Raw genomic sequence first — 11,786 nt, 5'->3', positions numbered from 1 at the left:
CTTTGGCACCCAACACCCGTCGCCGACCCGTCGAAGCGATCGACCAGAGATCCCGCACCAGCACCGACTGCGAGAAACGAGTCCGCAAGGCCCTGACCAAACTCACCAAGACCGGCGCACCGTTCACCATCGACAACATCTGCGACCTGGCCGGCGTCGGCAGGACCTTCATCTACGACAAACGCCGCCCCGAACTGACCCAGGCAGTCCTGACCGCCCGGGATGCCTCCCAGACCGCCAGCGCCGCACGCGCCGAGCAGGCCCTCGACGCGGACACCGCGTCCTGGCGCGAACGCGCCCTCAACGCCGAAGCACTCGCCGCCTCGCTCCGCGCCGCGATCAAGGACCGAGACGCCCGCATCAGCGACCTGACCGGGCAACTCTACGACCCCGAAGGAAACCACCTCATCGACGAAAACGACAAGCTCAGAACACTTCTCGTGACGCTCAACGACAACCTCGCCAAAACCACCGCCGAGAACCGCACCCTGCGCCGGTCCCTCGACGGCGCACGCGCCAACGTCAAGCGCGAACGCGAACGCAACGTCACCCAAATGTTCTGCCAGTAACGACACCCAGACCGCGCATCGCGGACACGTTCACCACTGTCTGAACAGCATAAACAGAGCCGAAACCCGAAAATCGGGCGCTAAGCGAACCATGTACGGCCGAGCCAACTTCGACCTCCTTCTTATTGACTGAACTATCGAACTTGTTGTCGCAGTTCAGGAGACAGAGCGGGGGTTGGTGGTCTACGGTCGCTGCCCATGGTTTCAGGCGAGGAAGAGCAGCGGGATCTGGCGGCGTTGGTCGTTCCGGCGGCTGGGGCGTTGGTTGCGACGGCTGATCGGTGGGAGCCCTATCGTCTGGTCGATCGCGAGGGGGCGGCGGTCGAGGGGGTGGCGTCGTTCTTTCGTGAGTTGCAGGCGGCTGGGCGTAGTCGGGCTACGGTCCGCTCGTATGGATTGGACCTGCTGCGTTGGTTCCGGTTCTTGTGGGCGATCGAGGTGTGCTGGGATCGTGCCACCCGGGTTGAGGCACGGGATTTCTGCCGGTGGTTGATGATCGCGGGCAAGCCGCTCCGACCCCATTGGCGCAACGAAAACGCCTCGCCACCAGCATCTTCGGGGAAGCCTTATGCAGCGTCGGTGCGTGCGCATAGCGAGACGGTGTTGCGTTGCTTCTACGATTTCCACCTGAGCGTCGCCTCCGGACCGGTCCTGATCAATCCGTTTCCGCTGGTTCGCGCACGGCGAGAGGCACGCGCGCACGCGCACCACAATCCAATGGAGCTGTTCGGAGACCAGCGGTCCGGGCTCTATCGGCCCCGGGTTCCGAAACGCCTCCCACGCTCGATACCCGACGAGGAGTTCAACGAGATCTTCGCTCGGCTGCGGTCGCATCGGGATCGGGCGTTGGTCGCGTTCTACGTCTCCACGGGGGCCAGAGCGTCGGAGTTGTTGTCGGCGAGACAGGGTGGCACCGATCCGGGGCGGCAGTTGATTGCAGTGGTGCGCAAGGGAACTCGCGAACTCCAGGAGTTGCCGGCTTCTCCGGATGCGTTCGTCTGGTTGCGGCTCTACCAGGTCGAGATGGGTGAGATGATCCCGAAGGGTAAGCGGCTGCCGTTGTGGTGGACGCTGCGCCGGCCGATCCGGCCGCTGACTTACCACGCGGCGCATCGGATGTTCGAACGAGTCAACGCCGCGGCGGGCAGCACAGCGACCTTGCACGCGTTGCGGCATACCGCGGCCTACCGGATGGCCGAGGACCCCGGCCTGCCGCTGACCGATGTCCAGTTCGTTTTGGGTCATGCCCAATTGACCACCACGCAAATCTATTTGACACCGCGCAAGGAGGATGTGATCCGCCGAGTGCTGGCCCATCATGCCGAGCAAACCCGGCAGGCCGCCGCGCGGACCGCCCCGCCACCGGCATCAGGCTATCGACCGGACTCGTTGAACGTGCTGTTCGGGGGGCGGTGATCTGATGGCCGCGACCGTTGCCCCGGCCGCTGCGCCGCCGCAGCCGCGTTCGACTGGACAGCGGCTGGGCCGAGAAGCCATGCGCACCCGGTTCCCGCCACGCCCGATCCCTACCGACTGGCCGCGAGCAGGGTACGGCCGCGAAGAAGCGCTCCGGTGGGCAACCGCCGAGGTGTTCGTGATCGGGAATCCGATCGTTCAGGCTAAACGTGTTCGCGGGCTGCGACATCTACTGGATTGGCTCGCCGATCAGCCCGGTGACACCTGGCAGCAGCGATGGCTCGACAGCGGCACGGAGCTGTTGGGCCCGAGATGGCGGCAAGCTCCGCTGACCTGGCTCGAAGCGCGCGGGCGGCGGTCAAAATGGCTGCCTGTCGAGTTGTCCTCAGCGATGCGCGTGCTGATCTTCGCCGATATTCTGCGGCCGACGTTGCGTTGGCTGGCGATCACCCCCTCGATCAAATCCGAACTCGCCGCGGGTTTGGCCCTCGAACGGGATCCCGCCGGATTCTCGAAACTGCGCGACTATTGCCACGCTGACCCCGGAATCTCCGACCGGGCAACGCGATTCACAGCGCAACGCGCCGCAGTGATCATCGCCGCCAAGGGCGGAACCCTCGCCGACATCACCGTCGGAGACGTGCTCGAGCTTGTCGATACCGAAACCGACCTATTGACGGCCTGGCCGCGCGATATCCCGGTGTTTTACCAGATTCTGCATGACCTCGGTTTCCTCGGAGACCAAGCGCCGCAACGATTTCGGCAACTACGCACCGGCGGCCAACTGACGCCCGAACAGCTGGTCGATCGCTACGAACTCACCTGCCGCCCCATCCGGAACCTGCTGGTCGACTACCTCAAGGAACGCCAGCCCAGCCTGGACTACAACAGCCTCAAAGACCTGTCCTACTATCTCGCCCGCAGGTTCTGGAAGGACATCGAACTGCACCACCCTGGCATCGACACCCTCGATCTGCCACCCGAGGTCGCCGCGCAATGGCGCCAGCGAGTTCAGGACATTCCCCGGCCCATCCGCGGTGACGAAAATGCCAGCAGCTCAAGCGGTCCCGGTCAACGGATCTCGTTTCGCGAGTGCCTGGTCAAAGTCCGGGCCTTCTATCTGGACCTGTCTCAATGGGCCTTGGAAGATCCCGGGCGCTGGGCGCAGTGGGTCGCGCCGAACCCGGTCGGGCGCAACGCCGTTGAACACCGCAAGGCCAAACGCCACCGCAAAGCGCGAATGGATGCTCGCACCCGTGAGCGACTGCCCGTCCTCCCGGTTCTGGTCACCACGGTCGAGCGGAGGAAACTGGCTGCCGCGGAAATGCTGGCAACGGCGGAAAACGTCGAACCGGAAGCCGGTTTCACCGCCGCGGGACAACAGCTGACGCGGCTGCGGCCTTTCGGGAGAAAGCTGCTGGTCATCGACTCCGATGGCTGCCAACGAGACCTGCGCCGCGAAGAAGAGTATGCGTTCTGGGCCTGGGCCGCGGTCAACGTCCTGCGCCTGACCGGGATCAGGATCGAGGAGTTGATGGAGATCACCCATCACAGCCTGATCCAATACCGGCTCCCCACAACCGGCGAGATCGTGCCGCTGCTGCAGATCGCGCCCTCCAAAACCGATGCCGAACGGCTCATAGTCGTCAGCCCTGAACTGGCCGACGTTTTGTCCGCCGTCATCGTCCGCATCCGCGACGACACCGGTGTCGTCCCACTGATCCCGGCCTACGATTGGCACGAATGCCTTTGGCGCGCACCGGCACCGGTGCTGTTCCAGCGCCGATTCGGCACCGAGAACCGGGCGATCAACCACAGCACCATCCGCAAGATGATCTACGCGGCGCTGGCCGACACGGGCTTGACCGACCCAGCTACCGGCGGACCACTCACCTGCACACCCCACGATTTCCGAAGGCTCTTCATCACCGACGGCGTCCTCAACGGCCTGCCACCACACATCGCGCAGGTCATCGCCGGGCACCGCGACATCAACGTCACGATGGGCTGCAAAGCGATCTACCCCGAGGAAGCCATCCAGGCACACCTGTCGTTCCTGGCGCGCAGGCGCAGCCTGCGCCCCACCGAGGAATACCGAGTCCCCACCGACGACGAATGGACCGAATTCCTAGGCCACTTCGAACGCAGAAAAGTCTCCACCGCCTCTGCGCCCGCGCCTACTCGACACCCTGCATCCACGAGCACGCCCTGCCTGCGCTGCCCGATGCACTGGCCCGACCCCGCACAACGACCGCGCATCATCGACATCCGAGACAACCTCATCGACCGCATCGCCGAAGCCGAACGCGAAGGCTGGCTCGGCGAAGTCGAAGGACTCCGAATCAGCCTCACCGGCGCCAACGACAAACTCGCCCAGATCGACCGCCGCCAAACCCCCACCGTCGTCGACCTCCCAACTCCTGCGCTACGCCAATGAACCCGGGATGCCGGGCCACAAGATCAACAAAAGTTCAGAGAATCCGCGCCCGCGTGCCGCTGGCGGACTGACCCACGAAATCATCGAAAGTGCGCCAGAGCCACCTGAAAGTGGCCATTGACAAAGGCGGAATTCCCTCGGACTACTGGATTTGCGCACGTTAGAACTGCTTCGCCCGAAGCATTTTCATGCTCGGGTTCACAGTCGAGAGCGGCGTCGTGCGTCTTTGCTTCACCTCGGCCGAATCCTGTCGATGACCAAATGATGAGCCACGCGCCAGATGCCATTGCTCCGAACACCACTATCAGCTCTGCCACTATCGTCATACCTGTCACCTCCTCGGCATGGATACGAGCCGAAGATCTCGCGCGAAGAATTTTCTCAGGCCCGCTTGTACAGCTTCACTTGGAATATTTGCTGCGGCTGCCGGCGGCATGCATGTCGACAAGCGGGTTACATTCAGCTCAGGTCGGCACGCCTAAAGGCGCGGTATCCCACACCGTCGGGCTGTCGTATTGGTTGCTGCCCACGCCGAGCTTCGACCAAGCCTACACCGCAGCTGGACTCAAGTTCGACGCTGCCGGCGTACTCACGTAGAACGACATCATGCGATCGTTGGAGTGCCGGTCCGACGTCGTGGTGAACTCCGCACCGATGTCTGCCAGCTGGTCCATGGCAATGCCCGTCATGTGGTGCGGCCTACAGGTGTTCACATGTAACATGTTAACAAGCCTCGGCTCGCCGGGGAAGTAGTTGGGTGAGAAAGGTGGGAGACGTGAGCCCCCTGTTGCCCGCCGGGATATTGCTAATATTCTACGTGTGGTGGAGTACAAGGAGCGCGATGGCGGGCGGCGCAAAGATCGGACCAAGCGTTTGGCGGTGGCTGTCTACGACGATGTGAAGTCCAGGATTCTCAGCGGTGATTACGCGCCGGGGACATGGCTTCCTGTCGACGAGCTGGCTCAGGCTTTCGAGGTGAGTCGTCAACCGGTCATGGAGGCGATGAGACGACTATCTGGAGACTGGCTCGTTGAAATCGCTCCCCAGGTAGGTTGCCGTGTCGCTGAGTACGATCCGCGTGCTGTGAACGAGTTCATCACCATTTTCGGTGAGATGGAAGGTTCGGTTGCGGCGTTGGCTGCTGAACGCAGGACGCCCCGACAGTTGGCCTGGGCGGAATCGTTGTGTGGGGAAATCGGCCAGATAGTGACACGGGATGATCACGCCAGGCAACTCATGCGCGGCTATCATGACGTGATTCTGCAAATGGCCCATTCGTCGGTGCTCGAGCGGCTCTGCGAACAAAGCTGGGATTTCGCATCATTCGCTGGGATGACAATCGCTCCTCCGGAGGATGAACCCGAAACGTTGCGCCGGCAGGGAAATGCAATCAAGCTCCTCACCGAAGCTATACGCGAGAAGAACGGCCCGGTCGCTCGGCTGCATATGACCGTTTGGCTTACGGGTCTGCACTCGCCGCGGCTCGGTCAGAAAAGGTGAACAAGCGGCTCCCGGGCGCCGGCGTTCGAAGCCGAGAGACTGCGTTCGGGGCGAAGCGTCGCCGAAGGGGCCTTCTTCCTGAGGGGCGGAGCGGCTGCTGTTCTAGCATCTCACCGACGCGCAGGATTGACTAGGTGGTTCAGCCGATTCCGCTGGCGACCCGTATCGATGCATTCTGTCGTCCCTCGTGCGCATTCGACAACGACGCCGCGATGCCAAGAGCACGAGAGATCTGTATCGATGTCGCGTGGGGGCGCCGCGCTCCACTCCAGTGCGCGCGACACGTGGATGCTACCGAGGTAGCATCGACAAGTAACATTATGGATAAGCGCTGAAACAAACATGCCAGTTTTCCTGGCAGGAAGATTTTGAGCGGTCACAATGATGCGGTGACGCAAGGCCATTGTCGCTCCACGATGCTGGAGCGAGGAGTTCGAATTCTCCGAGCGTTCCATCCGCACGGAGGTACTCTCACTCTCTCGGTGTTGGTAGAGCGCACCGGATTGCCCAAGCCCACTGTGCATCGTCTGACCCAGTCGCTGGTAGCCATCGGGTTACTCGAGCGACAGCCGGTTGGCTACCGTCTTGGAATCGCGTTGTTCGAGCTGGGCGAGCTCGTCTCGGCGAAGGTGGACCTCCGCGAGGTGGCGTTGCCGTATCTGCAGGATTTGTACGGTGCAACGCGCCAGACCGTCCACTTGGGAGTCCGCAACGGCCTCGACGTTGTCTACGCTGAGAAGATCCGCGGCCATGGTGCCGTGGCAGTGCCGTCCCGGGGTGGCGGGCGTTTGCCTCTGTCCAGCACCAGCGTAGGAAAGGCACTGCTGGCGTTCGCTCCGCCCGAGGTTTTGGAGGCTGTCTCTATCGGCCGTTGCGTCCCTTGACGGAAAAATCGGTCCGTGAGCCGGCGAAGTTGCAGAGGAACTCGTTCGGGTGCGGCAAACGCGCGTTGCCTACGACTTCGAAGAAGCGGCATCCGGCGCATGTTGTATTGCTTCGCCGATTGTGGTGGATGGTCTTGCTGTTGCCGCGCTTTCGCTGACATTTCCCGCGAACGGGACCAACATGGCCATCCTCGCTCCGGTGGTTCGTACCGCCGGTGTGGCACTGTCGCGTGCGTTGGAGGCCCGCGCCGTTGGATGAGATCCGCATCTGTTTCAGGGACCACGTGGTCCGAAGTCAGCCGAAGTCGGTCGACGATGCCGTGGCGTGAGTGTGCAGATCTTTCCTGGGTGCAGTACTCCAGCAACGTGGATGACAGGTCCGCAGTGATCAGTACACCCTTCGGGATACGACAGTGGGCGATGTTCGCCACGTGGCGTTTCCGACGCTTGGTTCCTGTACGACCTGCCAGTAGCAGCAAGTCGAGACCTACGGGAACGCCGCAAGAACCGATCCCGAGGCGTAGCAGAACACTGCGGTCAGGTGGTCAGCCAGCCCGAGATCGTCCTGGATCGCCGGAAAAGCCGAAAATGGGGTGTCGATGCTGAAGGGCTCCAGCATCGGCAGCAGCGCGAGTGTCCGGGGCAGAACGAAAAGTGCGCGCGGAGAGCTCACGCTTCGAGACGGACACAAAACTCCAGAGTGGTTGAAGATGCGAAAACCGATGTTGTGATTAGAGCGGATTGCGCTCCGACACCACGGTGGGAGGCTCGAATACCCCGACCTCCGGGGCCTGTCCTGTGTACTTCTCGACCTCGACGAGGGTGCTTCCCGAGGATGTCGCTTGCGCCAGGCGGGATGTTCCGCGGTCGGGCGTGAGCACATTAGGGTTGCCGTGCAGTTCAAGCCCATTCGGATCGCCCGGCCGTGTCGGGTCGTACCAGGCGCCCGTGGTGATCAGTACGACCCCGGGGCGGATGGCATCCGTGACGATCGCGCCGGCAAGGCAGCATCCACGGTCGTTGAACACCCGAACGACGTCGCTGTCGTTTATGCCTCTGGCATCTGCATCGGCGGGATTCAGCCGGATGGGTTCTCTTCCCGATACTTTCGAGTTCCGGCTGACCAGGCCGTTGTCGAGCTGGCTGTGCAATCTGACCGAGGGCTGGCTGCTGATCAAGTGCAGCGGGTGGCGGGCGGACTTCGGGCCGCCCAGCCATTCGTGCGGTTCCAGCCAAGTCGGATGAGGCGGACAGTCGTCGTAGCCGAAGCCGGCGACTGTCTCGGAGTACAACTCGATCCGACCGGACGGTGTCGGAAAAGGATTCGCCTGCGGATCCTCACGCAGGAGCGCGTAGCTGCCGGCAGTAGGCGTCGGAGCCTCGGGCAGCTCGAAACGAACACGTTCCTGTAATTCGGTCCAGGTGGGGATCTGCACTCCTACCTGCCCGAGCTTATCGCGGGTCCGACGATAGAGCTCGGCGACCCACTCTTCTGCCGTGCGGCCCTCGGTGAACTCGGCGGCATAGCCGAGACGGTCGGCGAGAGCGGCGAAGACTTCGTAGTCGGTGCGTGCCTCGGCCGGTGGAGCGACCACCTGCTGCATGACAGCGACGGTCAGATCCGCCATTCCAACGGCGAAGTCGGTCCGTTCGAGTGTGGTGGCCACGGGGAAGACGATGTCGGCGAAGCGCGCCATAGGGTTCCACCAGTGCTCGTGAACGATTATTGTCTGCGGGCGTTGCCAGGCGTGGAACAGGCGATTGAGGTCCTGATGGTGGTGCCAGATGTTTCCGCCGGCCCAGTAGACCAAGCGTATGTCGGGATAGGTCAAGTCCTTGCCATTGAACTGATAGGTTTCGCCGGGCCCGAGAAGCATGTCCGCGATGCGGGCGACCGGAATACACATGGTGACCGGGTTGACGCCCTGGGGAAGTGCTGCCACCGGATAGCGAGACGGACGCATTCCCGTCTGGGCGATCCCGAGGCCAGGCGCGAATCCCCCACCTGGCTTGCCCATCGATCCGGACATCGCGGAGAGAACCACTGCCATCCAGTAGGTTTGCTCGCCGTGGTCGTATCGTTGAACCGACCAGCTCACGTTGATGACTGTTCGTCGCGCTGCGATGCGCTCCGCGAGGTCACGAATGTCTCGTGCCTCGAGCCCCGTGATGGCGGCCGCCCACTCGGCATCCTTGGGGATGCCGTCCGACAGTCCATGTAGATAGCTGTCGAGCTGGTCGAAGCCAGTGCAGCACCGAGCGAGGAAGTCACGGTCGTGGATGCCGCTGGCGAGCATCGTGTGGGCGATACCCAACATGGCGGCGACATCGGTGTTCGGTCGCAACGGAAGCCATTGTGCATCGACATTTGGGTCGGCATCTGTGCGGACGGGGGATAGATTGACGAACTCCACTCCTGCGTCGCGCGCTGCGCGCTGCATGAGCGGGGTCTCATGGCGACCTACTCCACCCGCATTCACGTGCGCGTTCTTCGAGGCGAGACCACCGAAACTTACGACCAGTTCGCCGTGCTCGATGATCTCCGGCCACATCGGCTGCCGATCGCGAGCGGACGTAGGACCGCCGCCGATGACGTGTGGAAGTATCGCTTCCATTGCGCCGAAACTGTACGAGCCGACCGAACCGGTGTACCCACCCCCGAAGTTGAGGAAGCGGTGGATCTGGCTCTGTGCGTGATGGAAACGGCCGGCGCTTGCCCATCCGTAGGATCCACCGTAAATCGACGCATCGCCGTGCTCACGCCGTACGCGACGAATCTCGGCTGCGGCGAGATCGAATGCTCTGTCCCAGCTGACCTCGACGAACTCATCGAGCCCCCGCCGTCCGTCTGCAGGTCGGGGTCCGTTCTCGAGCCAGCCGCGCCGGATCATCGGTACCTCGATCCTTGTGCGGTCACGTAGAGCGTCGACAATGCCGTCACCTATCGGTGACGGTGCGGGGTCGTCGGCCACTGGCTCGAGGCGAAGGAGGCGGTCGCCGTCGACAACGGCCTCGTAATTGCCCCAATGGGCGCTCGTGGAGATTCGCTGCATTCTTCTCTCTGTCAACGGGTGGCTACCAGAGCAGGTGCCGAACCAGCAACTCGTGGTTCTCGATACGAGCAGTTTGGTCGGTGACCGATACCGCTTCGTTCACCTTCGTGATGATCATTGGGATTCTTGCACGTTACAAGGACATTCTGTGGCGTACGACACAGTGATGGAAACTGGTGCGATCTAACGTCGAATCGTTTCGTTTCAGGAGGATTATATGTGCGAACTGAAGCACGAAATCCACTTTGCGCCGAAGGAATGCTGAAGCAATGAAGAGTGCGACGAAGCGGACCTCTCAAGCCACTTGATCGTTGAGATTTATCCCCAAAATGTGGCAGATTTCGTCTATCAACGACCCACAGGTTGCGTCATTTCGCACACAATATCCCCCATATGTGTCACATTTCGGATTGACGGCCCGAAGGGAAGGGTCTACTCTCTAGCATGTCAATGATTGGTGCAGTAGGTAGCTTGGTGACGCTTACGACCGAGGGCTCCGCTGCGGGCGACATGACTGCCCGCAGCGGATCCGGGTCGGCGCTCCCGGAAATGATTCACGGGGGTGAGGTCTGCGGTAGCAACGGCTGCCGCCCGCGCCGTCACGGTGTCACTCGAACGCCCATCTGACCAAGGCGCGGCCACCAAAGGGTTACCGCCCTGAACCACAATCGTATTGAGAGGTATTCCATGCGCTTTGACAGTGGTCTTCTCGCCCATGTGGGCGATCTATCCCGCTACCCGCAGGTCGATGAGTGGCTCGAGCTTCCCAAGTTGCTGGAGTCTGCCGGATACACCGGTGTGTGGTGTGCCGAGCACCATTTCAGCTGGGACACGGGTGTCACGCCGACTCCCACGAACCCGCTGATGTACGCCTCCTACATCGCTACCAACACCACGAATCTGCGGATCGGATTGTGCGGACTCAACCTCCCGGCATGGCACCCGCTGCGCGCAGCGGAGGACGCCGCCTTCGTCGACCACATCAGTGGCGGTCGCCTCGACTTCGGCTTCATGAAGGGGATGAGCCCCAAGATCAGCACCAACTTCGATGCCGTCGGGCGCGGGCGGGATCACGGCCGTACCAACGCCGACGTGATGTGGGAAGCCTACGACGTCATTCGCAAGTTCTGGTCCGGTGAGCCCTTCAGCCACGACGGAACGTACTTCACCTTCCCCGCGAAGTGGGAGGCGAAGGGTGTGCCGAAGGAAGCGATGGACCCGACGTTCTACGGACCCCATGGTGAGCTCATCGCGATCAAGGGCATTCCCCTGCCCTTCCAGGATCCGATCCCGCCGGCTTGGGTGATGGTCGATTCGGTCTCGTCTCATGAGCAGGCTGCGCGCAACGGTGTGGGGACTCTCTGCTTCGCGAACACTTTCGAAGGTACGCGGGAGATCTGGAATGCTTATCGCAAGGCCGCGAACGAGGCGGATGCGGGCGGCGCCCTTCCCGCTGGTGCCAACTCGCGCTTCGGCATGATGCGGCCCACCTTCGTTGCGTCGACGCAGGAGGAGGCCGAGGCCGTCATGCGTCCCGCTCTGAACAAGCTGTTCGGTGGTTTCTACGGAGTCGATTCGTGGCTCGGGCGCCAGAACCTAATTGCAAGTCATCAGGAACTGACCGAGGAGGACCGGGACTGCGACTGGTTCGACTTCTTCCAGCGCCATGAGCAGATCTTCGTCGGAACGCCGGAGTTCGTGACCGAGCGCCTGAAGAAGTACGAGGAGGAGCTCGGTGCCGAGCACCTCGTCATGTACTGGTCGATGCCGGATGTCAGTTACGGCCAGATGACCGACTCGATCAAGCTGTTCGCCGACAAGGTCATGCCCAACTTCCCCTCCGGTGACTCCAGCAGTGTCTTGGAAAGCGAGAAGGTCGGTGCCTGAGGAGGCTGTGGCCCGGTCGAGCGCCTTGTCGGAGTCGCTC

Annotated in this window: 8 protein-coding genes and 1 pseudogene; 7 read left to right on the top strand and 2 right to left on the bottom strand. The window is 62.3% G+C overall.

All coding sequences use genetic code 11. From position 1 onward, the window contains the following. The first annotated feature begins 2 nt into the window (after positions 1-2). The 6 genes and pseudogenes from ACQPZ2_RS29995 to ACQPZ2_RS29970 all read left to right on the top strand — a co-directional run. The gene (locus ACQPZ2_RS29995; protein WP_433521527.1) at positions 3-569 is read left to right on the top strand and encodes a hypothetical protein; all 567 of its coding nucleotides are present in this window, start codon (positions 3-5) and stop codon (positions 567-569) included. Between the two features lie 198 nt (positions 570-767). Further along, entirely contained in the window at positions 768-1,985 is a 1,218-nt protein-coding gene (locus ACQPZ2_RS29990) for a tyrosine-type recombinase/integrase (protein WP_433521526.1), read from the top strand. Between the two features lie 4 nt (positions 1,986-1,989). Further along, positions 1,990-4,422 carry a tyrosine-type recombinase/integrase gene (locus ACQPZ2_RS29985; protein WP_433521525.1) on the top strand — a complete coding sequence of 811 codons (2,433 nt, stop codon included), beginning with the start codon at positions 1,990-1,992 and terminating at the stop codon, positions 4,420-4,422. An 822-nt stretch (positions 4,423-5,244) separates the two neighbouring features. After that, a complete protein-coding gene (locus ACQPZ2_RS29980; RefSeq protein WP_433521524.1) occupies positions 5,245-5,922 on the top strand; it encodes a GntR family transcriptional regulator in 678 nt (225 codons plus the stop codon). Between the two features lie 416 nt (positions 5,923-6,338). Beyond that, a complete protein-coding gene (locus ACQPZ2_RS29975) occupies positions 6,339-6,806 on the top strand; it encodes an IclR family transcriptional regulator (protein WP_433527559.1) in 468 nt (155 codons plus the stop codon). Between the two features lie 43 nt (positions 6,807-6,849). Then, a pseudogene (locus ACQPZ2_RS29970) lies at positions 6,850-7,065 on the top strand (IclR family transcriptional regulator); the annotation flags it as partial. 228 nt (positions 7,066-7,293) lie between these two features. Here the strand turns inward: ACQPZ2_RS29970 and ACQPZ2_RS29965 are convergent. Together ACQPZ2_RS29965 and ACQPZ2_RS29960 are read right to left on the bottom strand one after the other, a co-directional pair. Continuing rightward, complete coding sequence (locus ACQPZ2_RS29965) at positions 7,294-7,479, bottom strand: hypothetical protein (protein WP_433521523.1); 186 nt, start codon at positions 7,477-7,479, stop codon at positions 7,294-7,296. 58 nt (positions 7,480-7,537) lie between these two features. Beyond that, on the bottom strand, positions 7,538-9,859 hold the full coding sequence (locus tag ACQPZ2_RS29960) for a molybdopterin-dependent oxidoreductase (protein WP_433521522.1): 2,322 nt from the start codon (positions 9,857-9,859) through the stop codon (positions 7,538-7,540). A 687-nt stretch (positions 9,860-10,546) separates the two neighbouring features. On the opposite strand from ACQPZ2_RS29960, the gene ACQPZ2_RS29955 reads away from it, so the two are divergent. Next, complete coding sequence (locus tag ACQPZ2_RS29955) at positions 10,547-11,746, top strand: LLM class flavin-dependent oxidoreductase (RefSeq protein WP_433521521.1); 1,200 nt, start codon at positions 10,547-10,549, stop codon at positions 11,744-11,746. The last annotated feature ends 40 nt before the right edge of the window (positions 11,747-11,786 follow it).

Source organism: Nocardia pseudovaccinii, assembly GCF_050942345.1.
GTDB lineage: Bacteria > Actinomycetota > Actinomycetes > Mycobacteriales > Mycobacteriaceae > Nocardia > Nocardia pseudovaccinii.
This window is presented reverse-complemented; position numbering and strand designations above follow the sequence as displayed.